Below are 25,800 nucleotides of genomic sequence, written 5' to 3'. Positions count from 1 at the left end.
CATGTGAATATTTATTCTTCATTTTTAATGAGGAATCTGATAGGGAAAGAGCTACTATACGCAATTAACTTGAAGATGCGGGTTTTAAAATCTGGAAGTTATCAGTCAACCGAGTGGTGAGTTCTTTCGCTTTTTCTGGCAATGTGACATGAAAAAAGTGACGCAGCGTTTCACGGAATGTTTTGGTATCCGGGAAATAGACATTGTTTCGTACCTGCTCATTCACATACTTCCATAATCGCTCAATCGGGTTGAGGTTAGGGCTGTAAGGCGGCAAGTAGTGCAACTCAATATTCAAAACCTCAGCAAAAAATTGAACGACTTCGGAACGGTGATAACCCGCACCAGCCAGAATAATGTGGATTTTTTGCGAAAGTGGGTAGGTTTCCCGGATTGAGCCGAAAAAAAGGACGACATTTTTCGCGTTAATCGTCGGATATTCACGAACAATAGTCTCTTCAATCCGTTGTAAATTAAGGGCACCCATGATGTTGAGTCGAATACGACTGCCCGTGGTTTTAACCACTTTGACGTGCTTCCGCCCGCTCTTCATCCAGCCATCACTTAATTTTGTGGACTGGGTCGGGTGAACCGCATCAATAAACAAAATAGGCGCATTCTGGCCACATTCTTCTTTCAGCGCGTTGTAGGTCTCAATAAACTGTTGCTGTTTATCCGCCTCAAATTTGTGCGGAGCACCCATTGGCTTTTTGTCGCTGAAACCCTGACGGTGAAGCCATTTCGTCATTCCTGCGACAGTGAAAGTCACCTGCCATCGTACCCGAATATAGGCCACAATTTGTGCGGTAGTGTGCATCAAATTTGCCATCAGATACGCAACTAATTCTGTCGTTTGTTCGGCAGACAAACGGCTTTCAGAGCCCCCATTTTCAGGGGCGAGTTTTTCCTCAGAGAAGTAATCTTTCAGATGGCGACTCACCGTACTTTCATGGATCCGCAAAGCCTGAGCAATCAGCTGGGCCGTCCAGCCTTCTGAGGCCAAAAGCACGGCCTTGATGCGGTCACGTACTCGTCCATCGCGAGTCGTATCATGCATCAATTCGAGGGCTTCTTTTTGGGCATCTGTCAGATTAATTTTCATGGGCGCGATCCTGCTCTGATATGAATGAAAAATCAAGTATCTTCGGTCGTGACTCTAAAGCGTTAATTTGATATTCTTGTGTTTTTTTAGTGGAACCCACATGTGACTGTCAAGATAGAAGTTGTTTGCCGATATTGCGGTCAAACCGAACCTGTACGTAAACACGGGACAGGTAAAGCAGGCTTCCCGCGCTATTATTGCAAGGATTGCCGGAAAACCTTTCAACTTAACTATCGTTACAATGGCCATAAACCTGACATGAAAGAGAAAATTGTTGATATGGCAATGAATGGCTCTGGTGTGAGAGACACTGGCCGCGTTTTAGGTGTCGGTATCAATACGGTAATACGCACTTTAAAAAACTCTCGCCAAAACAAGTAACAACGAGACAGGCCGTTTACGAAGATGTGACTCTCATCTGTGAATTAGATGAACAATGGTCTTTTGTGGGCAACAAAAAACAACGCCACTGGCTTTGGTATGCGTTTGATACAAAAAGAAAACAGGTCATAGCCCATGTATTCGGTCCGCGAACCGATGCAACCTGCCGCAAATTGCTCGACTTACTGACCCCTTTTAGCATTCGTTTCATCACGACGGATGACTGGGGGAGTTACACCCGAGAAATTGAGTCTGAAAAGCATTTAGTGGGAAAAATTTTTACTCAACGCATTGAGCGGCATAATCTCAATCTGCGTATTCATATCAAACGATTGGCAAGAAAAACAATTTGTTATTCACGTTCGATAGAAGTCCACGAAAAGCTGATTGGTGCATATATTGAAAAACATCATTACAACGCTTTGGAGTCATGACCGTATCTTCAATGACGGCGGGTATACAATCCAAAAATATGGCTTCGTGATACATTATTCAAAATTCAGTATGAAAATTATTGCAAGTAACAAATATATAGTTTTAGTATTGTGAGTCTTAAGAGAACAACTAAATAAACAATTGTCATCAGTTAAATAATTTATAGTGGGAAAATAATTTGTGTTTAAATACACTCACTCGCGGGAGTAGTTATCAGTGATGGATTTTTATTTACATTATCTTTATATTTTATTGTCATGTAAAACCCGAGATAAACCCAAGGATAAAACATATATAATTGAGCACCTAAAATGAATGGAATAAAAAATAAAGCAATAAATATAACACCAATAATATCAAATCTAAACAGCCTAGCTATTATGAAGATAAATCCTAAAAAACCAAAAATTCCATTTTCTATCAGAAGAGTTAACATCCCTCCCAAACCTGTCAAATCCCATCCTTCAACTTCTGGAAATTCACTGCGATATTTTGCGTCATTTCTTACTAACGAATAAGCTCCTAAGCCAACTCCTATTATTGGATTATCCGCAAAAATCTTAGGTCCTATATATGATGCAGCTATTCTTCCCATGACAAAACTATTGTCATCATGTCTTTCTTTTAATATTTCTCTATAATTATTTATGTCTGCTATATAATTGTAAGCTACTTTATAAATTGTATATGATGATACTAACAAGCTAAATACTATAAAAAAAGAAAATTTTATAAAGTTTCTTGGTATTAAAAAGCTTCTAAGAATTTTGTTTTTCATCATGAAATAAACAGTTAAGAAAACTGAAAGAGATACTATTCCAGATTTTGATTGTGATAATCCCATAATTAATGAGAATGTTAGTATATATATAATCCTCCTGTTTCCAATCAGCTCTAAAAAAAGCAATGTACTTATGAAAAGACCATAAGGACCACCTTCTACATAAAAGCCCTTCAGTCTATGCATTGTCCCATAACTAACAAAGTCAGTACCTATGGCTATGTCAACACAAAAGATAATAAGTATTAATAATGATAAGTAAAAGTTATAACTAATGAATTTTGATATAAGTGAGCGTCCACTTTCCTTTTTATTCGTAACTAAATTCATTATTACTATTGCACTTGAAATGCAAAGCATTATTTCTATAAATCTAGCTAATGATATAATATACTTTGATTTTAATCCGCTATAATTTGAATATGCAGATGTTGGATAAAATGCAGCAATAAAAGAAAGGGATAATAGGAAAGTAAAAAATACTATCAGTGGAATGAACTCCTTATGGGATTTACGTATTATCAATGGAAAAATAAATAAAATGAGTAACTCCCATAATTTCAAAACCCCAATAGTAACATCTGTAAATTGACTTCCAATTGCATAAATAAAAATTACAAATGATGAGTATTTAATAGAGAGTACACTCATTTCAGATAATCCTGTAAATTTATTAGGTAACTGTTCACTAGCACCCTTTTGATAAACTATATTTTTACTATTAACCAAGTAGGGAAATATATCGACTAAGCTGCATATTTGATAAGCCTCGAGTTGAAATAACTGATGACTCGTTCTGGTCGGTGTTGTAACTTTCACATACAAGAACGTATCCGTTTTTTCATTTTTTTATATTCAGCATTGCTGAGCTTCTGCGTATCATTCCTTTTACATCTCAGTTCTGGTATTCAATTGAGGATTATCTTTTTAAATGAGCACGATTATCTGAAATTACATCTGATTGCTTATATTCATTTAGCATGAATCTTTGTTGGTGTATTGAGCTTAAAAAAGCAAAATATTTACACAAAGAAACATATTTATTAGGACCAAGCAGTCGTTGTATAATCCTCATTAGGAAATTTATTTTTCTTGCTTTCTTAGATTCGCATAATAATTTCCCCAATATGTCCAGAAGTTCATGGTGGTACGATTGCATCCCTGTGACCATCCTATGTTATTGAAATTCAAAAATACTATGCCTGGACCAATTAAACGGCCAAGTGGTTTATGCTTGAAAAAGCCGGAAAACATGTGGAGCGTTCGGCTGTGAAAACCTAACCCGTTGAGGAGCCTTGCCAGAAAAACATCACCATGGGAGACGGCATGGCCAGAATATTTGGGCATCATGGCATCAATCATACGGGGTAAACCGATTTCATGGCAAAAAGCCGCAATAAGACTAAGGTGATCAAGGCGTTTGATGACGGGCTCAGGCATAGACATGTTTATTTTCCGGTAAATAAAAATAATAGATCAAAACTTGAGATCACCGTCAATCTCATCAATAGAACAAGTGTTAAAAAAAGATGAAGATCACACTCTTTTTAAATTAGAAATTGGGTGCGGAATGAGGGTTATATTATTGTATTGATATTAAATGCATTTTATTTTTCTGTGTGTAATTTAAATACATGTATAAAGACACCATATTAATATCTATAAGGCTCCATTGTCTGAAGTATATTTTCTTTTCTAAAGAGAAAGGCAGTGTTTTCAAATGATAGAATAATAAAATAAGAGAAAAAATAGCCTAATAATATTTTACGTTATTATTCCCACCGCTATGTCAATACTAATAAAAAATTATTTTGTCTATTAGCTAAATTATTTTAATAAACGGGAATCACTATAATATTTATAATTTAATCTTTCGTATAAAGGACTTGAGTTTGCCAGAATTTTTTAAATATCTAGCAAGCCCTCCCCAAAGAAATATAAATTCTGTCAAAAATTTACTATATCCCATTTCTTCATAATAATATAATAAATGTCGTTTATCTTCTTGATTACCATAACAAGCCATTGCTAATGATGTATATAACCAAGGTCTTTCTCTTAGTAATACACCATGCAACGCTTGAGTTATCGAGCAGGATTCTGTATAAAGATCATTAGATAATTTCAAATAACCTATAAAATCTATTTTAATTCTTTTTGCCATACCTGAACTTACAAAAAAATCATTATCACCTCTGCACAAAACCAGGGGAGAAGATATATATTTTAATATAGTTCCTTTATGATTAAGAATTCTAAGAAGAATATAAACATGTGAATATGCTGTACCTACATAGCTTTCGTCAAATTCAATTGTATTCCATTTTTCTTTTTTTACTATAATAGAGCTCAAATAGCTAAAAACTCCACCAATAGATTGACACTTGTTGAGATAATTTATTAAATCTTTATTATCATTAATTAAAAATGTAGAACTTCCACATGATAACCACTTACGATGAGAGTTTCTGACAATACTCATCGTAATATCCATTTCTTTTCTGTCGCACAAATAAATATCATGTTCTTCGAAAAGTAAATCTTGTATTTGTGCAAGTGCTCCAATTTCTAACATATCATCACTACCAAATATCCAACAGTAATCTCCAGTTCCCATATTTATAGCAGAAAGATAATTTCTATCTGGGCCAATATTATTATCGTGGCAGTGATATTTTATTGGGAAATTAAATTTTTTTCCCCAGATAGCGATCATATCACTCGTCCCATCAGTGGAGGCATTGTCTGATATGCAGACTTCAATATCTAATGAATGATTGGATTGATTTGCAATACTTTCGAGTAATTCTTCTAAAAATCGTGCTCTGTTATAAGTAGGTATGCAAAACGAAATTTTCATATCAAAACTACCTTTTTAACTTTATTGATATAGGCTATAGGGAGTCCCCAACATACTGTCAAGATAAATGATAGAGTTAGTCCTAACAGAATACCACTGACTCCTAGGTACTCAGATAAGTACCATTGTGCAGTTCCACTTATTACAGCTTGACATGGAACAAAAAACCATAAAATTTTTAGTGAGTTCATACTTTGAAGTAGCATTGCATAAGTATCACACCAAACTCTAATACAAAAATATAGAGCTATAATGGCATATACACTTGCATCAAGATTATAATTTATTTCTTTAGATATTATACTTATTATTTTTTCTTTGAAGAAATAAATGAATAATGTACTGATACATATAAATGTCATACCAAAAATTATATTAACGAAAATCATTTTGTTTAATTTAGCCCACTGATGCTTGATTCTAAGTTCAGCACAAATGGGCCATAACGCTTGTAATACAGCACTATAAATGAAAAACACTAAACCAAAAATTTTCATTGTAACTGTATATATTACAATATCAGAAGCTGAAAGCTTTTGAGAGATTACAATATAATCAGCTTGTAAAACTAAAATAGACAAAAACGAGAATATGAGAAATCCAATTGAACGTTTTAGTATTAGTAAATGGCTTTGCCAGGTTGTTCTTACATTAATTAATTTAAGGTATCTATATGAAATATATGATAAGGAGATTAATCCAACAGGCGCATAGAGAATTATCAACGAATTATTTATATCAGTATTTATATTATATTTATGAACAACTGTAATACCAAGAAAGCCGATTAAATAAGACATTGCATTGTATAAATTAGCTTTCCATCCAATTAATTCAGCAAATAATATTTTATAGGCAACAGTTCCTATACTAATTGTGCTAAATATTATACTTGCAGTGAAAAATAGATTCCCACTTTCGCCATTTATTAAATGATCGAAGGAGGATAGATAAAATGAGGCTAGTATGTTAGAAAATAAATAGAAAAAAAAGAAAAATAATATGAAAGATACAGCTATAATGTGTAATGATGATTTTATATAACTATCATAGTTTTCATTCTTAGCTCTAGATTCTGAAATATAGTTTTGTAAGCTATTTCCAACTCCTAAATCAACAATGCTACACCATACTAAAAGCCCTGTAAGCAGACTAAATACAGCATATTCATCTTCACCTAATAATGGCATCAAATAAGAAATGCTAAGAATTTGAACACCTGCGATAATTATTTTTGAAAGCCAAGACGAGCTCGCTACAATAAGGTGATTTGGTATTTTTAGCAATATTAGAGCCTTCTTAAATAGAATTTTGGATTTTTATTAGTCATACTATGCCAACCATAGTTTTATACCTTTTTTATAATCAAATTTCGGATGCCAGCCCAACGCAGATAATGAAGAAGTATCTGAAAATGAATCCATTATTTCATTATTACGATGAGGCAATATACCAAATTTTATTTGAGTATTAGTATAAGGAAAACATTCTTTCATATATTCTATGAGATCTTTCATAAAAACAGAATACTTAATCCGGTTATGTTCTCAATTTATTGATAATGATGAATATTCAGATGATACCCTATGACTCAGTTATGCATTTCAATAGATCTTGAAAAAGACAAGGTTTTGCGAGTCAACTTTGCTAAATGTTGGCGTAGATTTAGGTTATTTATCTCCATACGTTGAGTATAGCGCTTGTTAACCACGTGTAACTTCCCTGCCAGCGCTGCCTCATAACTTTTCCAACTATCAGTCATATAAATCACAACCTTGAAAGGGGCAAATAACGCCATCAGACGCATCAGTGTCTTCTTTGTTTTTGTTCCAAAAACATGGACGATCACTTTTCGTCTTATCCTATCGTAGGCATAAAAGAGCCAACGAGGTTGATTCTTTGATTTTACGTATGGCCACTGCTCATCCATTTCATAGCAGACAATCACCTCGGTACAAGGAACAATGGCTTCCGTGACCAATTTGGGTTTCAGTTTTTTAAATGGCGAAGAACGGTATTAAGGCCAATGCCCATGATACGTGCTGTCGCCCGACATCCCATTCCATTCATAGCCATATCGACATATGTACTGGGGCGACAGGAGGCATAAGTGAATTCCAGTTGCCAAGAATGGCGGCAGGACTGGCAAAGATAACGTTGATGACCAGAAAGGGAACGCCCATTGCAATGAATCCTCTAATTGCACAACAAGATGGGCAGGCCACATCAATTTTGCTATCTGAATGTTCTCCAAATAGGCATATTCTACATGATTCAATAAATTGATATCACGACCTAAAAACCGATTGCGCTTCCAATAGTTAGATCTCTATAAAACACCATACTCACGTTCAATGATAGTCTCTATAACTTTGTTATGCCTCTCTCCTGATTTGGAATAACTGAGTGTTTTTCTATTCAGCCGCTTGATGCGTATACGGTGAGTGAGATTGGTTCTTCCTATTTGTTGAGTCAATGACTTTCCACTCAGATGTTTCTCCTCAGGGAGACGTTCATAGGCAGGATAATTCCCTGTACAATAAAACCTGATTTCAAATGGCGATAATAACTCAAGGAGTTTGTTTAAAGTTTCTCGGCTATGGTTATGGTTACCAAATACACGGGCAACAACATGTTTGAGACACGGTTCCTATACATACCAAAGTCAGCGTTGATTCTTCTTATGACTTACAAATGACCCCTGTTCGTCTATTTCGCAAATCAGTGGGATATCGTTTCCCTTTAGAGGAAGATAAGTCACGTTTCTGACGGGAGACTATAGATTTTAATGTTCGGATGACTATATTAATGCCAAATTTCAAGACATGCGCGACAAGTGTATTCCAACTGAAATGTCTTCCGACAAGAATAACAATGGATATAGGGATGACCGCCATTTCCTTTACCAGAGCCTTTTACCTCATCAGGTTTATGACAGTAACTTAGCCTTATTTCACTCACTAAAATATTAGTGTTTAGTACAGGAATCTAACTATTGGTAACATGACCCATTTTTCTTTGGTTGTAGTGTGATTATTTAATTATTAATGATAAACAATTATATCGTTTCACACCATTCAACCATATTTTTAATTCCCTCTACTTTTGAAACAGAAGGTTGCCATTGAATGATTTTTTTTATTTTTGTTATATCAGAGACAAAGATTTTTTGATCACTCTCTCTTACAGGAAGATTAGTATATTGTAATTCTACCCCTGTATACTTCTCTAATAGAATAAATAATTCTAAAAGTGATAGAGAATTATTTATACCTCCTCCAATGTTAAAGCACTGCCCTGCAATATAATCTATTTTGTAAAGTGCTGAAAAATACAAGTCAATCATATCCGCTGCATGCAGAACATCGCGAACTTGCTTTCCATTTCCAGAAATAGTAAATGGTTTTTTAGTTCCTCTCTTAGTTTCCAGAGCTTTTTGGCAAAACCAGCCTATCCATCCTTGATCATAAGTTGCAAATTGGCGACCACCATACATGGATGAGTGACGAAATACTGCTGTTTTCAATCCAAAAATTCGTGCATAATCTAGCATGTATTGGTCAGCAGCTCCTTTAGAGCAGCCATAAGGAGAATGAAAGTTTAATTGAATTGATTCATCAAATCCATCTGGTTTTTCTACACATTCATAGCGGGTCTTGGTTTCACGATATGTGTATTGTTCCAAATCACCATAAACTTTATTTGTAGAGGAATAGACAATACTACAATTAGAGTTATACAGCCGAATAGCTTCTAATAAATTAAATGTTCCACCAACATTAACATCAAAATCCATTTGTGGATTATTGATTGAAGTCGTCATAGCAACCTGACCAGCTAGGTGAAAGATGCTGTCGGGTAAATAATTTTTGATAACATGAGAAACATCATTTTTATTGCGTATATCACCGTGTACAAATGTTAAATTACCTTGAGACAGCAACCAGTTAAGGTTATCGATTGAGCCATGGCGTGATAAATTATCAAAAACTATTACGTCCATGCCTAATTTAAGTGCATGGGAAGCTAGATTACTACCCAAGAAACCACAGCCACCTGTGATTAATAATTTCATATTATTTCCTTTTTAAGCATATCGTTAACAGCTTCTTCTAGTGAAAATAGAGGATTCCATCCTAGCGAAGATAAGATTTCTATATTTGCACAACTATGCATCAACTCATTATCCCGCATAGGAAGAGTACCAAATTCAATCTTAGATTTGCTGCCTGTTTTTTTTGCAATGGTTTCTACGAATGTTCTTATTGGAATTGCTAAACCAGAACCTATATCTAAATTTTGACTCTTTTCAATTTTATCCATATTAGATATCAAAATTTGAAAAGCGCCTATCAAGTCTTTGATATAAATAAAATCTCTTAATTGAGTCCCTTCTGTCAATTTGAGAGGAAGATTATATATACATTGGTAAAAAACATAAGTCGTAAACTTAGTAATATCATCAGATGGACCAAAGAAGTGCTCTAGTCGGACATTAATAAATTTACACAAACTTGCTGAGGTTAAGTTTTTTGCTAAATCAACAAATTGATTTTTTGTCAATGCGTATGTACTTACCTCTGGAGGAAGAGATGTACCACAATTAATAAAGGTATATGCTCTTTCCTTTCCTAGGCATTCGAGCAACATTATCGGAAATGTGATATTTGCATTAACAATATCTTGGAACGACTCATTTTTACGACCATAAAGTGCCGCTGTATTAATGACAACATCAGGATTAAAACCTTGGATGGAATCATACCATTGCTCGTCATCAAGATTGATTAATTGAACTTTATCAACATAGGGGAGCCGAGCCAGAGAGGAGTTTGTTCGAATAGTGCCAGCTACTTTGTGTTCTGAGATAAAAGTATTAGCTAATTGACTACCTAAGTAGCCACTAATTCCAGTGATTAATATACGCATGAGTAAATGGGGGAAGCTCCCCCTATCCTAACTTAAAAGCTGACACCAAAGAACTCTTCAAACTTAGCAATGACATGATCCAAGTGGTCTTTAGTCAAGCCAGGATAAATACCAATCCAGAAAGTTTGATGCATGATACGGTCGGTATTAGTCAACTCACCAACCACACGATACTCGCGGTTAGCAAAATAAGGTTGGCGAGTCAGATTTCCGGCAAACAACAAACGTGTACCGATTTTGGCTTCGTCCAAGAACTTGAGAAGTTCAACACGGTTAATTCCACTGGTTTCTTTTAATGTGATAGGGAAACCAAACCAAGAAGGTTCTGAATTTTCGGTTGCTTCAGGTAATTCAAGGAACTCGGTGCAGTTTTCCAAACCTGTTTTCAAATAAGTGAAATTAGCTTTGCGTTGCTCAACAAACTCTTCAACGCGCTCCAATTGAGCCAGACCACAGGCAGCCTGCATATCGGTGATCTTCAAGTTGTAACCGAGATGAGAATAAGTGTACTTGTGATCATAACCATGAGGCAATGACCCCAGTTGCTGACCAAAACGTTTACCACAGGTGTTATCACAACCTGGCGCACAGTAGCAGTCACGGCCCCAGTCGCGGAAAGATTCAATGATCGTTTTTAATTTAGCTGACTTAGTAAACACCGCTCCACCTTCACCCATAGTAATATGGTGTGCAGGGTAGAAGCTTACGGTACCAATATCACCGAATGTTCCAACCATTTTGCCATCATAGCGGGTGCCCAGTGCATCGCAGCAGTCTTCAATTAGCCATAAGTTATACTTATCAGCGATGCGGCGTACTTCAGCCAAATTAAATGGATTACCCAAAGTATGAGCAACCATGATCGCTTTAGTTTTGTCAGTTACAGCTGCTTCAATTAGTGTTGGATCAATATTGTAGGTTGGGATATCCACATCGACAAAGACAGGAATAAGACCGTTCTGAATAGATGGATTGACAGTTGTTGGAAAACCTGCGGCTACAGTGATGACTTCATCCCCTGGTCTCAGTGCTCGTTCTCCCAGTTTATGAGATGTCAGGGCAGTTAACGCTAACAGGTTAGCAGATGAACCTGAGGTTGTTGTCAGTACATGAGGTACACCAATATACTCCCCCAACTTCTTCTCAAAGGCATTATTGAAGCGTCCAGTAGTCAGCCAACCATCTAATGATGCTTCAACCATTAGTTGCAGTTCTCGGGAGCCGATTACTTTACCAGAAGGTGGTACTACACTAGTACCTGCTACAAAAGGCTTAGGCGCCATTGCCTCTTCTGCATACTGGGCAACCAGTGAGGCGATTTGTTCACGTAATGCTTGAGCACTCATTCATTCATTTCCTGTCAATCTAATGTATTACTTGTTTTAGTCGGCAATATAAAAAGGAAGTATGTGACGACTAGAAGTGATTTATTTAAAAGTCATACATTTTATGTATTGGATCTATGGACATAACCGTAACAAAGTTATCTTATTGTGCTGCCATATAATCACGAATTTCGCGAAGTGAAACTTCACGCATATCTTCACCTGATAACCATGCCTTATGCCAGTTGACGATACGTTCTAGTGTATTGACTAAATTCCAACGTGGATACCAATTAATCCTCGTTTTAGCTTTTGAGCAATCTAGTTTGAGATAATGAGCCTCATGTGGGTGCTCTGTACCATCAAGTTGCCAGGTTGCACTTTCTCCCCATAATTGGGTCATGGTTTCAACAATAAACTGAACTGGTTTGGCGTCATTATCATTGGGGCCAAAGTTCCATCCCTCGGCAAAGATACTACCATCTTTATAAAGATGCTGAGCCAGCAGCAGATAACCTGAAAGTGGTTCTAATACGTGTTGCCACGGGCGAATAGAGTACGGATTACGGATGACTACTGGTTCGTTATTCTGAAAAGAACGTAAGATATCTGGGATCAGTCGATCTTTGGCCCAATCGCCACCACCAATAACATTACCAGCACGAGCTGAGGCCAAAGCAACTCCATGATGTGCATAATCTTTGGGATTAAAGAAAGAGCTACGATAGGCTGAAGCTACTAACTCTGCACATCCTTTACTATTGGAGTAAGGATCGTAGCCACCCATTGCTTCATTTTCACGATATCCCCAAACCCATTCTTTATTTTCGTAGCATTTATCACTGGTAATATTTACAACAGCTTTAATTCCTTCAACCTGTTTGATGGCTTCCAGTAGATAGACAGTACCCATTACATTGGTGGAATAAGTTTCAACCGGATTATCGTAAGAAAGTCTTACTAAGGGTTGGGCAGCCATATGGAATACTATTTCAGGCTTAAAATCATCTATGGCTTGACGGAGATGGAAGAAATCGCGGATATCCCCCTCTTCAGAAAGTAATCCTTTATAAACGCTTGCTGCTTCAAATAAGTTTGGTTCAGTTGGTGCTGGAAGTGAATAACCACGGACAACCGCCCCCATCTCTTCAAGCCACAAGGAAAGCCAACCGCCTTTAAAGCCGGTATGACCAGTAAGGAAGACACGCTTTCCACTCCAGAAGTTCACATCAATCACAATGTTTACTCCCAAATTTTCCAAGGAGCTTGCTCTTTTTCCCATAATTCTTCGAGATGATGCTTATCACGCAGAGTATCCATCGGTTGCCAAAATCCCGTATGTTCATATGCCATTAACTCCCCTTGTTCTGCCAAAGTCACCAAAGGTTCCTGTTCCCAAGTAGAGGCATCGTTATCGATAAGATCAATTACCTTAGGATTGAGTACAAAGAAACCACCATTGATCATGGCTCCGTCTCCTTTAGGTTTTTCTTTGAAAGAACGGATTTGTCTATTTTGGATATCAAGTGCTCCAAATCGTCCTGGAGGGAAAGTTGCAGTAAGGGTAGCTAATTTCCCATGACTATGATGAAAATCTATAGTACCTCGGATATCCACATCGGCAACACCATCGCCATAGGTAAACAGAAAAGCATCATCGTTTTTTACATACTCAGCTACTCGTTTTAGGCGGCCACCAGTCATAGAAGAATCTCCAGTGTCAACCAGAGTTACATTCCAAGGCTCTGCCCGTTTCTCATGTACTTCCATTCTATTTTCTGCCATATGGAAAGTCACGTCAGACATATGTAGGAAATAGTTAGCAAAATACTCTTTAATAACATATCCCTTGTAACCACAGCAGATAATAAAATCGTTGATACCATGAGCAGAATACATTTTCATGATATGCCACAAAATAGGTTTTCCACCAATTTCTACCATTGGTTTTGGTTTTACGATAGTTTCTTCGCTTAGACGAGTACCTAGCCCCCCGGCAAGAATTACAGCCTTCATTATTTCCTCATTTATTTAGACTCGGTAAATGCATCGGAGAAGAAGTGCTTCCCAGATAATCCTTTTTTTATAAAATCAGCTTTTGCTGCTGCAATCATTGTAGGGGAACCACAAGCGTATACAGCAAATGTTGAGAGATTATGATAGTCCTCTACTACTGCATTATGTACGAATCCCTTTCTACCTGACCATAGTGAATCTTCACCAGATACAACGGGCACATAGTGTATATTTTCGTATTTATTTGCCCATTCCATCGGGAGGTCTGAGTAAAAACCTGAGCCATTGTGCATTCCCCAATAGATGTGAATATCGCGTTTGGAATCTTGTTGAATAAGTTTTTCAACCATAGATTTAACAGGAGCAAACCCAGTACCGCCAGCAAGAAAAATAATGGGGCGTATATCTTCTCTGACAAAAAAAGTCCCTAGCGGCCCTTCTAGTCTCATTAAAGTGTTTGTAGACAAATTATTAAACAGGAGTCCACTCATAGCCCCACGGTTTACACGGCGAATGTGTAATTCAATCCCATCTTGAGCATTAGAGTTTGCGATGGAATAACTACGTACTATCCCCTGATAATGCAAATTGATGTATTGACCAGGTAAGAATGCAAAAGATGCGGAGGGTGGAAGCCTAAATTTGATGATTATATATTCATCTGCTGTTATATCGGTTGAGCTAACTTTGCAGGGAACAATCTTTTGCATTATCTCAGCAAGTTCTGGGTAATACTCAGCTTCTATAGTAAGTTCATCAGAGGTAGGCTTACATTGGCAAGCTAGAAAACGCTGACCAGCTTTATAGATATTCTCTTGTTTATCGGATACTTCCCCTGTAATCAAAACTGATTCACACATACCGCACGAACCACTCTTGCAGCTATACTCTAGTACTACATCAGACTCAAGAGCCGACTCCAGAATTGTTTTACTTTTTATTGCTCTGAATGTAATTTGAGAGGGAGATAATTTAACTATTGTGGTCATATTTACTCAATATATTGTATTTTTTAATGCAGAGACAGTTTGGTCTTTAGCTGAAAGTTGAAGAGTTATTTCTAAAACCAGTCAATTACAAGCTTTTCATTATTTCATATTGCCAGACTTTAACTTATTGAATTTTATATTTTCTTGTAAATGAATAAGAATTGGCATGGTGTTTAGGAATGAAACTTCAAGAAGATAGTATAAGTTCAAATGATTTTGATGGAATCAATGCAGAGAATACAGAGCCTATGAAACCAGCTCCACCAGTAACCAGAATTTTCATTTTTAAGTTTTTCAGCTGATTTTAGGATTGATGCAGAATTTGGAAAGGAGCGTTTAAAAGATATATTTCTTATGTTTGATTAAAGCTACCGCACTAGGTTACGGCTCCCAGAATGCCTATTATTAATCGTGTTTTTTATCTATTTGATATATAGGTATTTTTCTCTAAATGTAAATAACTATATGAGTAATTTTCATTAACCCGCGACGAGAGTAGATTCTCAATGCCTCAAGGTCAAGCATAATAGTCTTTTTTTTTAAATTATTACATACTGTTATTAACTAAATTTCGGTCAAGACGCCATCTATCTACCTCCCGTGCAACGGTAACCAAATCACCAACCGTAGCCCCCCTAAAGGACTATCTTCTGCTTTCACCCAGCCTCGATGTTGTTCCACTGCGGTTTCAACTATCGCTAACCCCAACCCAGTTCCGCCTGATTCTCTATCCCTCGCTTCGTCTGTCCGATAAAATGGGCGGAAGATATGTTCACGGTCTTCAGGGTTGACTCCAGGGCCATCATCATCAACTGTAATCGTCACGCCATGATTATCAGCTTTAAATGTAACGGCGATATGGTTGCTGGAATAGCGAAGGGCGTTGCGGACAATGTTTTCCAGTGCACTACCAAGTACTGCCGGGTTGCAGTAAATAGTCCAGGAACCAGGGGGAGAAACGATATCCAGCGTTTTGTTCATCTGCTCGACTTCAAATTTGGCATTCTCCAATATGTCATTCCATATCTCGCTGGCTTTGATGTTTTCACGCAGTAGTTCATTTTTATGCTGGTTGCGGGAAAGTATTAAAAGGTCATTAATCATGCCATCCAGGCGCTGGGTTTCTGTTTCAATGCGCTCCAGTTCTTTGCTTTCTCCATGGCGGCGGCGTAGTAATGCTGTCGCAAGTTGTAAACGGGTAAGGGGGGTGCGTAATTCGTGCGAAATATCGGATATTAGCCGTTGTTGGGCGGTTACCATTCTTTCTAATGCACTAATCATCTGGTTGAAGCTGCTGCCAGCAGCCAGAAATTCTTGTGGGCCTGACTCCAGCTCAGGATGCTGTCTTAAGTTACCTTTTGCCACTTCATCTGCCGCGTTTTTTAACTTACGGGCAGGTTTTGCTAAACTCCATGCCAGCCATAGGAGTAGAGGTGCACTTATTAACATGGTCGCCGCAGGTAGCAGGAAAGGGCGATCAAACATCAAATTAATAAAATCTGATTGTGGGCTGCCTGCTGGCCGAAGCTGGTAGAGGTGATAATAATCTCCGCCATCACGTATTGAAAATGGCCCAAGTATTTCTATACGACCATATTTTTTCTTTTTAGGATGGTCTGTATTGTCAGATTGGCCGAGGAAATTGCGAACAACCTGCATAAAATTTTTCTCATGACCAACGACACGCCCTTCAGCAGTAGCGAGATATAAGAATTGCTCTGGTGGTGCCCATTGTGCAATGGCACGATCTAGCCTTAGCCACCAGAATAGATCATTGGGTGGATAGCGAGTTAATTCTTCTCCAATATGTCTGGCTATCTGGTTGCCTTGTTGATATTCACTGTCTAATAGTGGGGTTAATTGCCTTGAATCCAGTTTAGGCACCATTAGCGCGACCATCAAAACGAGCGCCAGCGTTAGCCAGAAAATGGCAAATATGCGGGCTGTTAGGCTATTGATCATTTCGCTGAAACCATTAAATATCCGCGTCCACGTAACGTTTTAAACCAAGGTAACTCATCAGTCCGGTTGGGTAATTTACGACGAAGGTTAGAAATATGCATGTCTATGGCTCTATCAAAAGGTGTTAGTCGTTTTCCTAATACTTCTTGACTTAAATGTTCACGGGAAACAACTTGCCCCAAATGTTGAGCCAGTAAGTAGAGAAGTGTGAATTCTGTTCCGGTTAAATCCAGAATATTGCCATCGAAGCTGGCTTCCTGGCGCCCTGGATTGAGTTGCAGTTTATCGACTTCGAGCACAGGTGTACCGTTGTCAGCTTGTTGTTCGTTCCAGTTGGAACGACGCAAAATCGCACGTATACGGGCTACCAGTTCACGATCGTTAAAAGGCTTAGGTAAGTAATCATCTGCTCCCAATTCTAGCCCCAGAACGCGGTCTAAATCGCTTCCTCGAGCCGTTAACATAATAACGGGAGTTTGGTGGTATTGACGTAGCTCCTTCAATGTCTCGATGCCGTTTTTGCGTGGCATCATGATATCCAGTAGTAATAGGTCAATTGAAGAATCGATAAATTGTAATGCCTGTTCACCATCATGGGCGATCACTACACTGAATCCTTCCATTTCTAGTAGTTCTTTTAACAAAGATGTTAGTTCGCGGTCATCATCAACTAATAATATCTTATGCATTCATTATTCCTCCAAGAGCAAAATACGATAACAAATTTTGCTATTCCATGACTTTACGTACTTTTACATGCTCTGACGCTAGTTTGCAGCCATAAGGCTATATTACCTGCACTGAATCGAATAGTGCTATTCGATAAAGCGAGGAATTATTAAATGCGTAAAATAGCAACATTAGCTTTAGCGTCAATGTCTGTGTTTGGAACGGCAATGGCCTTAGCTGAAATTGCTGATGCGTATAATGCCTCCGAGGCTGATTCCTCGCTGTTTTGCCTGCCATACGACAAGGGTGATTCTGGTTATTACCAACGTAACTATAACTATAGTTGTGTCTTTGGGGGAATTACATTAACTGAACAGCAACGACAGCAGATGTGGGATTTAGTCAAAAAACGGCATCTGCATGATCAAGTAAGGGCAGACATACAGGCAGAGCGTTGGAAGATGTATGATCTTCTGACTGCAAAGAATTTTGATGAAGCTGCGGTAAGAACGCAGCTTGAAAAAGTAGCAAAGCAGAATATTGATCTCAGTGTAGAAATTGCGCGTATTCGTCATCAAATGTATCAATTGCTGACATCGGAGCAAGAAGAACAGCTCCAAAAGTGTTATAAAGCGCGAATTATCCGGGAGTTAAATTGATTCTGTTATATCTATGTGACGTGAAGTAACATCAATAACGATTTTCCTTGCCATAGACACCATCCCTGTCTTTCAGCCCCGTTTCGGGGCTTTTTTTTGTCTTTACATAGGGTATATCATAAGTTGTTTTCCTACTGACAACTTATGAGAAATTGTTTGCGGATTTACTGGATTTATTTGAATTTATTAGCTGTTTACGCATCATGTATAGGCTATCTAAAGCGCTGTTATACCTGAATAAGCTATAGGCCTGTTGTTATCTCAAACAATCTTGATTATCTTACCTTCTTGCAAGCCATTAATTAAAAAAATCTTATCACTGTTACTCTACATAAAAATAAATAGGGATAGGGATACCCTGTATGAAAAAAACTCATAAAATTAGCTTCCTGTCAAAATGCATGGGGGCGATGTTGTCGGGCCTATGTCGTATCTTGACTGGTGTGCGGGTGCGATGGATAGGTTGCCAACCTTCGACCAAAAGTCGTATTTATTATGCTAATCACACCAGCCACCTTGACGGATTAGTAATTTGGTCCGGGCTTCCTTCGGCGTTGCGTCATCTGGTTCATCCAGTTGCGGCCCGTGATTATTGGGATAAAACCCGTCTACGTCGCTATCTGATGTATAAGATATTTTGTGCAGTTTTAATCGAGCGCCAAGGTGAGAATACTCACAAAGAAGAAGTTCTTGCGCCGTTGGAGGGAATTCTGGCGCGAAGAGAATCTTTGATTTTCTTTCCAGAAGGGACTCGCGGAGATGGTGAACAAATCAATCCATTCAAGAGTGGCTTGTATTATTTGGCCCGTAAGTATCCTGATGCTGAACTCGTTCCGGTTTATCTGGAAAATTTAAATCGCGTTTTACCAAAGGGAAAGATATTGCTGGTGCCAATTATTTGTTCGGCCAGATTCGGTCAGCCATTAGATAAATTGGTTGAGAATGAAAGTAAAGCCGCATTCTTGCAACGTGCCCAGGCTGCATTGGAGGAGTTAGTGTTATGACGGGGTTAGGCTATAATTTGATGCTGTTGTTTGGCGGTATATTTGGTGCATTAATTATTGCCAGCGTAATTGGTGGGGTTTTGTCATTCCATTATGCGGGGGAAAAGCATAATGCGACTATCGATAACCTGAATGCCCGTATTCGTGGCTGGTGGATGATGTGTATCGTCTGTGTACTGGCTGTGGTTGTTGGGCCTGTCGGGTCAGTTATATTATTTGCTGTTATGTCTTTTTTTGCCCTGCGCGAATTTATCACTTTAACTCCGACTCGCCGTAGTGACCATGAGGCTTTATTCTGGTGCTTCTTCTGCTTTATACCTGTGCAGTATGTTTTGGTGGGCATGGAATGGTATGAGCTGTTTTCAGTATTTATCCCTGTTTACGTATTTCTGTTTTTACCTGCCCGCATTGCTGTGGTCGGTGATACCACTCGTTTTCTGGAACGCACCGCAAAAATTCAGTGGGGTATGTTGGTCACTGTATTTGCCATTAGTCATGCGCCCGCTTTGTTGATGTTGGATATTCCTGAGTATCAAGGTCAAAATATTGAGTTGTTGTTGTTCCTGATGATCGTGGTGCAGATGTCCGATGTTTGGCAGTACGTGTTCGGGAAATTATTTGGTAAGCGGCCAATTGTGCCGAAATTAAGCCCCAAAAAAACGGTTGAAGGGTTTATTGGCGGCATTTTGGCTTCGGTATTGCTGGGGATGTCACTGTATTGGGTGACGCCATTTTCTCCGTGGGAAGCCGGACTGATGTCATTGGCTATTACACTGATGGGATTTATTGGTGGGTTATGTATGTCTGCAATTAAGCGTGACAGCGGAGTGAAAGACTTCGGTGAAATTATTGAAGGTCACGGAGGTATGCTGGATAGAATCGATTCTCTTTGTTTCTCTGCTCCTATCTTTTTCCATCTAACGCGCTATTTTTATACCTGAAATAGACCATCCTGAATCATCCTAAGGGCTGTCGCCGATAAACATAAATTATGATTTATTGTTCAGTATTGCTGCATTGGCTGCGACAGTACTGGACTGTGTATTGTTGATTGAAAAAATTTTTGCGTGATAAGTGTTTCAGTGCCGATATTATTATTCACCAGGATCCTTGCCTATTGTGCCAGTGGCACGTAAAAATTGTTGGGATTGATGGGAGAATTTATTCATAATCAAAAAATCGTCAAAAAGTAGACAAAATATTAATGCAGACTGAGTGTTTTTCCGTATCATGGGCGCTGTTGAATCAATTCAGCTATTGAAGTGACAATCAGGTTTGGTAAAACCACCATAAATCTTCCCGTCAGGGAAGGCAGTTAGCAGATTGGCAAATATTACACCTATAAAATCAGAGGTCATCATGATCAACAAGATTAAAAGAATCGGAGTCTTAACGAGTGGCGGAGATGCTCCGGGTATGAACGCCGCTATTCGTGGAGTTGTTCGGGCCGCTTTAACCGATGGGTTAGAAGTTTATGGTATTTATGATGGCTATCTGGGGTTGTATGAAAACAGGATGAAGAAGCTCGATCGTTTTAGCGTTTCCGATATGATTAATCGTGGTGGAACGTTTTTAGGATCAGCGCGTTTTCCTGAGTTCAGAGATGATAAGGTGCGGGAAATTGCTATAGAAAACATGCGCAAAAGTGAAATTGATGCGCTGGTGGTGATTGGTGGTGATGGTTCTTATCTGGGAGCGAAAAAGCTGACTGAGGCAGGTTTCCCATGTATCGGTCTGCCCGGTACGATCGACAATGATGTGGCGGGAACAGATTATACTATCGGTTATTTTACGGCACTGGAGACGATTGTTGAAGCTATTGATCGTCTGCGCGATACCTCAACTTCCCACAAACGTATCTCTATTGTTGAGGTAATGGGGCGCTATTGTGGTGATCTGACACTATCCGCAGCGATTGCTGGTGGATGTGAGTTTATTGTCCTGCCTGAACGTGAGGTTCCTTTTGATCGTGAAGAATTGTTAGCAGAAATTAAAGTCGGCATCCAGAAAGGCAAGCGTCATGCCATTGTCGCTATTACTGAATATGTTTGTGATGTAGATGAGCTGGCAAAATATATAGAAACAGAAACACGCCATGAAACTCGGGCAACGGTATTAGGGCATATTCAGCGTGGCGGTGCGCCAGTGGCTTATGACCGCATTCTGGCATCACGTATGGGTGCTTATTCTGTCCAGTTGTTATTGGAGGGTTATGGAGGCCGCTGTGTTGGTATCCAGAATGAGAAACTTGTCCATCATGATATTATTGATGCGGTGCAAAATATGCAGCGTATCTTCAAGAAAGATTGGCTGGAAACAGCGAAAAAACTCTACTGACTCCGGCTGTTCTTCTTCCTTACTAATAAGTTCATTTTTCAGATACAGCCATATGATGTCTATATGGCTGTTCTTTTTGTTAGTTCGTCATATTCCTGTTGTGAATAAGTGGAAATTTTAAATTATTTCTGCGTCAGAACGCTTTCTGTCAGTTTTTATGGAGAAGATCATAAATAATTTAGGAGAGCATTTTACGATGATTACGCAATGGGAGGTTATGAAATGGAAGATAATGAACTGGAGTACGAAAAGGTATTCTGCCCTGATAATGTTATTGCTGATCATGCTGACAGGAGGAGAGTCGTGGGCGAAAGATGTGCAACTCTTGAATGTTTCTTATGATCCGACGCGTGAGTTGTATCAGCAATATAATCAGGCATTCAGTCAATATTGGCAGCAGAAAACCGGGAAACAGGTGACGATCCGACAATCGCATGGCGGTTCAGGCAAGCAGGCAACTTCAGTGATTAATGGACTTCAGGCAGATGTCGTGACATTGGCGTTAGCATATGATGTGGATGCGATCGCAGAGCGCGGCAGCATTGCCAAAAACTGGCTCCAGCGTTTACCGGATAATTCCGCGCCTTACACATCAACGATTGTTTTTCTGGTGAGAAAGGGGAATCCCAAACAGATTAAAGATTGGTCAGACTTGATCCGTCCTGATGTTTCTGTTGTAACGCCGAATCCCAAAACATCCGGTGGTGCACGTTGGAACTATCTGGCTGCCTGGGGATATAGCTTGGTGCACAACAATCAGGATCAAGCTAAGGCAAAGGCGTTTGTGAAAGCGTTGTATAAAAATGTTGAAGTATTGGATTCTGGTGCTCGTGGAGCAACCAATACTTTTGTTGAACGCGGGATCGGCGATGTACTGATTGCATGGGAAAATGAAGCATTGCTGGCGATTAATGCTTTAGATAAGGAAGGTAAAGGAAAATTCGAAATTATCACTCCAGGCATTTCTATTCTGGCAGAGCCAACGGTGGCTGTTGTCGATAAAGTCGTTGATAAACGGGGTACACGCGAATTGGCAACTGAATATCTGAAATACCTTTATTCACCGATTGGACAGGAAATTGCCGCAAAAAATTATTATCGTCCCCGCGATAAAGCCATTGCAGAAAAGTACCGTACTGTTTTCCCTGAGTTGAAATTATTCACAATTGATGAGGTATTTGGTGGCTGGAAAAAAGCACAGAAGGAGCATTTTGTTACTGGTGGCATATTTGATGAGATTATCCGGCGCTAATAATGGTTAGAAGAAGTAAAATTGGAAGAATAACCGCTACCAGATAACTTGGTGGCGGTTATTTTGTAACTGTTTGAGGCGTATTATGCCTTTTTCGCTTCCGCAGCTGCTTTCACGATAATAGCAAAAGCATCAGCTTTCAGTGATGCACCACCAACCAGAGCACCGTCGATATCTGGTTGGGTAAACAATTCAGCCGCGTTGCCAGCATTAACAGAGCCGCCGTATTGGATGATAACTTGCTCAGCAATGGCTGCATCTTGTTTAGCGATGTGGTCACGAATGAATTTATGGACAGCTTGGGCTTGCGCAGGTGTTGCTGATTTGCCGGTTCCGATTGCCCAAACTGGCTCGTAAGCAATAACTGTACCTTCGAAAGCTTCTGCTCCCAATGTGTTAAGAACAGCATCAATTTGGCGTGCACATACTGCTTCAGTCTGGCCAGCCTCGTTTTCTTGTTCGGTTTCACCAATGCACAGAACCGGGATAAGACCTTGTTCTTTCAGGACAGCAAATTTTTTTGCAATGAACTCATCGCTTTCTTTGTGGTAAGTGCGGCGTTCAGAGTGGCCGATGATAATATATTTTGCGCCCACATCTTTCAGCATTTCTGCGGATGTTTCGCCTGTGAATGCACCAGAAAGATTAACGCCAACATCTTGTGCACCCAGAGCGATACGGCTGCCGGCCAGTGCATTTTTTGCCAGAGAAACATACACAGTTGGTGGTGCGATAGCGACGTCACAGCCGTCAACGTTGCTCAATTCTTTACGCAGGCCTGCAATCAGGTCGTTAACCATGTGGGTACTGCCATTGAGCTTCCAGTTACCCATAACTAATGGATGTCGCATATTTTTTCCCTCCAACCAGAAAATAATTAAATTGCGAACTGAATTAATATTCTTCAATGAATGGTTTCATACCATTTAAGTGGAAGGCCGACAGTATAAAGATCATCGGCCAGAATAGCTCTGCGCTATGTCACTAATTTTCATTTACTGGCACGTCAGATAGCGATAGCTTAATCGGTTCAATAGCGAAGGTCATTATATTTTCGCTGCTGTTTACGATAATATAGCGTATTGCTCCCATTTTCCGACTGTAAAATGACTGCTTTTCTGCCATCTTAAGAAATTTCTCCATTTGCTCTTTAATTTGTTCTGGAGAAAGTGTTGGTTCAAATTGGCCGATCAGGGCAACGATATACTGTTTGGTCAGCAAAAGGTTCTGTTCTTTTTCCTGCTCATTTTGGGATGGCAGTAATGTAATTTGCAGGCTTTTGATTTTCTCATTACCTCTCTCCAGCACGGCTGAGGAGTAGATTTTTTCATTGATTTTACTGGCGGCGCGGATAAAAGGCAGTGATATATCTTTGCTCGCAATGACCTTATATTCATGCAGAAGAGTTTCAGGGTGTTTTTTATTGTATTTTTCCCGGAATGTCGGGATGGTATCTTCAAAAGCCGGGGAATCTGGCAAGAGATACATTAGTTGCGGGCGTATATCTGATGTGACAGAAGGCTCACCCGCAGCGGTTGAGAATGGTAAACCGATGCCAAAAGCGATTAATATTGTCACCAGAAGTTTATTTATGCCTGTTTTCATGTTGTTACTCGCCGAGTGTCAAGCGCGGAAATAAAGTGTAAATAGCAGAAAAACAGCATCCACAATTGGAAAAGAGTACATGACATTACAACAATGGGGATTCTCATTCAAAGGTCGCATTGGGCGACGGGAATTTTGGGTCGGAATCGGTATCTGCTTCGCTCTGATTTTTATACTCCTGACTCTGCATGGAATGAATGTTCTCCCCATGAATTATGCAGCGGTAGGCACGGCCTTGATATTGTATCCGACAGCAGCAATTTTTTCGAAACGTCTGCATGACCGCAATAAACGTGGTGGATGGACGTTACTGCCAGCATTGGCCTGGGTGTTGCTTTCCCTTGATTGGAGCGCAATGGCACCGATCTGGCAATGGGGGATTGGCCGTTTTATTCCGACACTGATTTTTGTCATGATTATACTGGATTGCGGTGTATTTCGTGGAACAAAAGGGCCAAACCGTTTTGGCGAATCGGCAGAAAGAGTTGATCACATTTCTGCTGACAATCCGGTATAAAAACGTTGATTAACTGTATATATCTAATAAATTTATATACCTAACAAATTTCAAGATACCGCCAATAAAGCGGTGTCTTGAAAGATGAAGTTCATTGAAGTAAAGGTTATAAGAAGTAAAGGTCATGGTTGTTTGTTACCAGTATTGTTCGCTGGTAACATGGCCCGGTTTACGGCGCAGGTGTTTTTCCATGCCGCGTTGTTCTTTCAGTAGTTGCCGGGTATCTCTGACCATTTGAGGGTTTCCGCACAGCATCACGTGGCTATTTTCTGCCTGCATTGATAAACCGACCGCTGTTTCCATTTCACCATTTTCAATGAGTGCCGGGATCCGCCCCGTCAATGAATTCTGGCATTTTTCCCGACTGACGATAGTTTGGATCCGCAGTTTTCCCTGAAAAGATTTCTCTAATTGCTGCATGAGTGGTAAATAACTTAAGTCCTGCCCCAGCCTGACGGCATGCACCAGAACGATATTTTCAAATCGCCCCAAATCATTCCCTTGTTGAAGAATAGAAAGGTAAGGCCCGATGGCTGTCCCGGTCGAGAGCATCCATAGGTTTTGGCAGTCAGGAATTTCATCAAGGATAAAAAAACCTGCCGCTTGTTCTGTGACCAGTAATTCATCACCTTTCTGCAAGGCAGCAAGTCGCGGACTGAGCTTTCCTTCCGGCACGGTGACTAAATAAAACTCAAGATTATCGTTATTGGGAGAATTGACGTAAGAATAAGCCCGTTGAATGCGCTCCCCTTCAACTTCGAGAGCAAGTTTTGCAAATTGGCCCGCAGTGAATTTTTCTATTGGTGCACATAGCTTGATACTGAATAGTGAGTCTGTCCAATTGATTATGTCGGTGACTTTTCCTGTAACCCAGTTTGCCATTGCATTTAGCCTCTCTACACGATACTGAGTGAAAAACAATACGGAGTGAATAGATGGAGTGAACTGGCGCTCCTTTGGCGAGATTTTACGTGATT

At 39.3% G+C, this 25,800-nt stretch carries 22 protein-coding genes and 3 pseudogenes; 7 read left to right on the top strand and 18 right to left on the bottom strand.

Translation table 11 applies throughout. The features are described 5' to 3' along the window. Window positions 1-64: 64 nt before the first annotated feature. Window positions 65-1,102 (bottom strand): IS630 family transposase, encoded by a 1,038-nt coding sequence (locus HGO23_RS18975; protein ID WP_209027488.1) that lies wholly within the window; start codon window positions 1,100-1,102, stop codon window positions 65-67. A 102-nt stretch (window positions 1,103-1,204) separates the two neighbouring features. Here HGO23_RS18975 and HGO23_RS18970 point away from each other — a divergent pair. Beyond that, window positions 1,205-1,917, top strand: a protein-coding gene (locus tag HGO23_RS18970; protein WP_209027487.1) for an IS1 family transposase whose coding sequence is annotated in 2 segments (ribosomal slippage) — window positions 1,205-1,451 and window positions 1,451-1,917 — 714 coding nt in all. Because the reading frame shifts where the segments join, the coding sequence is not laid out codon by codon here. A gap of 185 nt (window positions 1,918-2,102) precedes the next feature. Here HGO23_RS18970 and HGO23_RS18965 read toward each other — a convergent pair. From HGO23_RS18965 to cpxR, 14 genes and pseudogenes are all read right to left on the bottom strand, one after another. After that, complete coding sequence (locus tag HGO23_RS18965; protein ID WP_209027486.1) at window positions 2,103-3,350, bottom strand: O-antigen ligase family protein; 1,248 nt, start codon at window positions 3,348-3,350, stop codon at window positions 2,103-2,105. 525 nt (window positions 3,351-3,875) lie between these two features. Continuing rightward, a pseudogene (locus HGO23_RS18960) lies at window positions 3,876-4,145 on the bottom strand (DUF4277 domain-containing protein); the annotation flags it as partial. Window positions 4,146-4,557: 412 nt separating this feature from the next. Then, on the bottom strand, window positions 4,558-5,559 hold the full coding sequence (locus HGO23_RS18955) for a glycosyltransferase family 2 protein (protein WP_209027485.1): 1,002 nt from the start codon (window positions 5,557-5,559) through the stop codon (window positions 4,558-4,560). After that, window positions 5,556-6,845 carry an MATE family efflux transporter gene (locus tag HGO23_RS18950; protein WP_209027484.1) on the bottom strand — a complete coding sequence of 430 codons (1,290 nt, stop codon included), beginning with the start codon at window positions 6,843-6,845 and terminating at the stop codon, window positions 5,556-5,558. Before HGO23_RS18950 ends, HGO23_RS18955 begins: the two co-directional genes overlap by 4 nt. 305 nt (window positions 6,846-7,150) lie before the next feature. Beyond that, window positions 7,151-7,823 (bottom strand): annotated as a pseudogene (locus tag HGO23_RS18945) (IS1 family transposase). 65 nt (window positions 7,824-7,888) lie between these two features. Next, window positions 7,889-8,526, bottom strand: a pseudogene (locus HGO23_RS18940) (IS1 family transposase). 91 nt (window positions 8,527-8,617) lie between these two features. After that, window positions 8,618-9,634, bottom strand: coding sequence for a GDP-mannose 4,6-dehydratase (locus HGO23_RS18935; protein ID WP_209027483.1), 1,017 nt, complete (start codon window positions 9,632-9,634; stop codon window positions 8,618-8,620). Beyond that, window positions 9,631-10,488, bottom strand: a complete 858-nt coding sequence (locus tag HGO23_RS18930) for an NAD-dependent epimerase/dehydratase family protein (protein WP_209027482.1) — start codon at window positions 10,486-10,488, stop codon at window positions 9,631-9,633. Before HGO23_RS18930 ends, HGO23_RS18935 begins: the two co-directional genes overlap by 4 nt. 32 nt (window positions 10,489-10,520) lie before the next feature. Further along, entirely contained in the window at window positions 10,521-11,834 is a 1,314-nt protein-coding gene (gene rfbH / locus HGO23_RS18925; RefSeq protein ID WP_209027481.1) for a lipopolysaccharide biosynthesis protein RfbH, read from the bottom strand. A 142-nt stretch (window positions 11,835-11,976) separates the two neighbouring features. Next, on the bottom strand, window positions 11,977-13,050 hold the full coding sequence (gene rfbG, locus HGO23_RS18920) for a CDP-glucose 4,6-dehydratase (protein WP_209027480.1): 1,074 nt from the start codon (window positions 13,048-13,050) through the stop codon (window positions 11,977-11,979). 5 nt (window positions 13,051-13,055) lie between these two features. Next, window positions 13,056-13,829 (bottom strand): glucose-1-phosphate cytidylyltransferase, encoded by a 774-nt coding sequence (gene rfbF, locus HGO23_RS18915; RefSeq protein ID WP_209027479.1) that lies wholly within the window; start codon window positions 13,827-13,829, stop codon window positions 13,056-13,058. An 11-nt stretch (window positions 13,830-13,840) separates the two neighbouring features. Beyond that, window positions 13,841-14,818 carry an FAD-binding oxidoreductase gene (locus HGO23_RS18910; protein WP_209027478.1) on the bottom strand — a complete coding sequence of 326 codons (978 nt, stop codon included), beginning with the start codon at window positions 14,816-14,818 and terminating at the stop codon, window positions 13,841-13,843. Between the two features lie 591 nt (window positions 14,819-15,409). After that, window positions 15,410-16,780 carry an envelope stress sensor histidine kinase CpxA gene (gene cpxA, locus HGO23_RS18905; RefSeq protein ID WP_209027477.1) on the bottom strand — a complete coding sequence of 457 codons (1,371 nt, stop codon included), beginning with the start codon at window positions 16,778-16,780 and terminating at the stop codon, window positions 15,410-15,412. Beyond that, on the bottom strand, window positions 16,777-17,469 hold the full coding sequence (cpxR, locus tag HGO23_RS18900; RefSeq protein ID WP_047682683.1) for an envelope stress response regulator transcription factor CpxR: 693 nt from the start codon (window positions 17,467-17,469) through the stop codon (window positions 16,777-16,779). Before cpxR ends, cpxA begins: the two co-directional genes overlap by 4 nt. 153 nt (window positions 17,470-17,622) lie before the next feature. On the opposite strand from cpxR, the gene HGO23_RS18895 reads away from it, so the two are divergent. The 5 genes from HGO23_RS18895 (at window position 17,623) to HGO23_RS18875 (ending at window position 22,701) form a co-directional block, all read left to right on the top strand. Further along, window positions 17,623-18,108 carry a Spy/CpxP family protein refolding chaperone gene (locus HGO23_RS18895; RefSeq protein ID WP_099136510.1) on the top strand — a complete coding sequence of 162 codons (486 nt, stop codon included), beginning with the start codon at window positions 17,623-17,625 and terminating at the stop codon, window positions 18,106-18,108. Between the two features lie 362 nt (window positions 18,109-18,470). Further along, entirely contained in the window at window positions 18,471-19,112 is a 642-nt protein-coding gene (locus tag HGO23_RS18890; RefSeq protein WP_099136511.1) for a lysophospholipid acyltransferase family protein, read from the top strand. Then, complete coding sequence (locus tag HGO23_RS18885) at window positions 19,109-20,053, top strand: phosphatidate cytidylyltransferase (protein ID WP_099136512.1); 945 nt, start codon at window positions 19,109-19,111, stop codon at window positions 20,051-20,053. Before HGO23_RS18890 ends, HGO23_RS18885 begins: the two co-directional genes overlap by 4 nt. Window positions 20,054-20,471: 418 nt before the next feature. Beyond that, window positions 20,472-21,449 (top strand): 6-phosphofructokinase, encoded by a 978-nt coding sequence (gene pfkA / locus HGO23_RS18880; RefSeq protein ID WP_099136513.1) that lies wholly within the window; start codon window positions 20,472-20,474, stop codon window positions 21,447-21,449. 268 nt (window positions 21,450-21,717) lie between these two features. Beyond that, entirely contained in the window at window positions 21,718-22,701 is a 984-nt protein-coding gene (locus HGO23_RS18875) for a sulfate ABC transporter substrate-binding protein (protein ID WP_244967974.1), read from the top strand. An 83-nt stretch (window positions 22,702-22,784) separates the two neighbouring features. On the opposite strand, the gene tpiA is transcribed toward HGO23_RS18875, so the two are convergent. Both tpiA and HGO23_RS18865 read right to left on the bottom strand, forming a co-directional pair. After that, window positions 22,785-23,552: a triose-phosphate isomerase gene (gene tpiA / locus HGO23_RS18870; protein ID WP_209027476.1), complete on the bottom strand. Its 768-nt coding sequence runs from the start codon at window positions 23,550-23,552 to the stop codon at window positions 22,785-22,787. A 133-nt stretch (window positions 23,553-23,685) separates the two neighbouring features. Beyond that, window positions 23,686-24,306: a DUF1454 family protein gene (locus HGO23_RS18865; RefSeq protein ID WP_099136516.1), complete on the bottom strand. Its 621-nt coding sequence runs from the start codon at window positions 24,304-24,306 to the stop codon at window positions 23,686-23,688. A gap of 79 nt (window positions 24,307-24,385) precedes the next feature. On the opposite strand from HGO23_RS18865, the gene HGO23_RS18860 reads away from it, so the two are divergent. After that, window positions 24,386-24,823: a DUF805 domain-containing protein gene (locus tag HGO23_RS18860; RefSeq protein ID WP_099136517.1), complete on the top strand. Its 438-nt coding sequence runs from the start codon at window positions 24,386-24,388 to the stop codon at window positions 24,821-24,823. Between the two features lie 135 nt (window positions 24,824-24,958). On the opposite strand, the gene fpr is transcribed toward HGO23_RS18860, so the two are convergent. Next, window positions 24,959-25,705: a ferredoxin--NADP(+) reductase gene (gene fpr / locus HGO23_RS18855; RefSeq protein WP_209027475.1), complete on the bottom strand. Its 747-nt coding sequence runs from the start codon at window positions 25,703-25,705 to the stop codon at window positions 24,959-24,961. Window positions 25,706-25,800 lie beyond the last annotated feature (95 nt).

Origin of the sequence: Xenorhabdus budapestensis (genome assembly GCF_017743015.1) — a bacterium.
In the GTDB taxonomy this organism is placed as follows: domain Bacteria; phylum Pseudomonadota; class Gammaproteobacteria; order Enterobacterales; family Enterobacteriaceae; genus Xenorhabdus; species Xenorhabdus budapestensis.
The sequence above is the reverse complement of the archived record's forward strand: the minus strand, read 5'-3'. Positions and strand labels throughout refer to the sequence as shown.

Excerpts from the sequence above, each read along its gene's own strand:
- HGO23_RS18885 (WP_099136512.1), top strand. The coding sequence starts at position 19,109 with ATGACGGGGTTAGGCTATAATTTGATGCTGTTGTTTGGCGGTATATTT.
- cpxR (WP_047682683.1), bottom strand. The coding sequence starts at position 17,469 with ATGCATAAGATATTATTAGTTGATGATGACCGCGAACTAACATCTTTG.
- pfkA (WP_099136513.1), top strand. The coding sequence starts at position 20,472 with ATGATCAACAAGATTAAAAGAATCGGAGTCTTAACGAGTGGCGGAGAT.
- HGO23_RS18975 (WP_209027488.1), bottom strand. The coding sequence starts at position 1,102 with ATGAAAATTAATCTGACAGATGCCCAAAAAGAAGCCCTCGAATTGATG.
- HGO23_RS18860 (WP_099136517.1), top strand. The coding sequence starts at position 24,386 with ATGACATTACAACAATGGGGATTCTCATTCAAAGGTCGCATTGGGCGA.
- HGO23_RS18910 (WP_209027478.1), bottom strand. The coding sequence starts at position 14,818 with ATGACCACAATAGTTAAATTATCTCCCTCTCAAATTACATTCAGAGCA.
- HGO23_RS18875 (WP_244967974.1), top strand. The coding sequence starts at position 21,718 with ATGTTATTGCTGATCATGCTGACAGGAGGAGAGTCGTGGGCGAAAGAT.
- cpxA (WP_209027477.1), bottom strand. The coding sequence starts at position 16,780 with ATGATCAATAGCCTAACAGCCCGCATATTTGCCATTTTCTGGCTAACG.
- HGO23_RS18965 (WP_209027486.1), bottom strand. The coding sequence starts at position 3,350 with ATGAGTGTACTCTCTATTAAATACTCATCATTTGTAATTTTTATTTAT.
- tpiA (WP_209027476.1), bottom strand. The coding sequence starts at position 23,552 with ATGCGACATCCATTAGTTATGGGTAACTGGAAGCTCAATGGCAGTACC.
- HGO23_RS18865 (WP_099136516.1), bottom strand. The coding sequence starts at position 24,306 with ATGAAAACAGGCATAAATAAACTTCTGGTGACAATATTAATCGCTTTT.
- HGO23_RS18930 (WP_209027482.1), bottom strand. The coding sequence starts at position 10,488 with ATGCGTATATTAATCACTGGAATTAGTGGCTACTTAGGTAGTCAATTA.
- HGO23_RS18955 (WP_209027485.1), bottom strand. The coding sequence starts at position 5,559 with ATGAAAATTTCGTTTTGCATACCTACTTATAACAGAGCACGATTTTTA.
- rfbH (WP_209027481.1), bottom strand. The coding sequence starts at position 11,834 with ATGAGTGCTCAAGCATTACGTGAACAAATCGCCTCACTGGTTGCCCAG.
- fpr (WP_209027475.1), bottom strand. The coding sequence starts at position 25,705 with ATGGCAAACTGGGTTACAGGAAAAGTCACCGACATAATCAATTGGACA.
- HGO23_RS18890 (WP_099136511.1), top strand. The coding sequence starts at position 18,471 with ATGAAAAAAACTCATAAAATTAGCTTCCTGTCAAAATGCATGGGGGCG.
- HGO23_RS18935 (WP_209027483.1), bottom strand. The coding sequence starts at position 9,634 with ATGAAATTATTAATCACAGGTGGCTGTGGTTTCTTGGGTAGTAATCTA.
- HGO23_RS18895 (WP_099136510.1), top strand. The coding sequence starts at position 17,623 with ATGCGTAAAATAGCAACATTAGCTTTAGCGTCAATGTCTGTGTTTGGA.
- rfbF (WP_209027479.1), bottom strand. The coding sequence starts at position 13,829 with ATGAAGGCTGTAATTCTTGCCGGGGGGCTAGGTACTCGTCTAAGCGAA.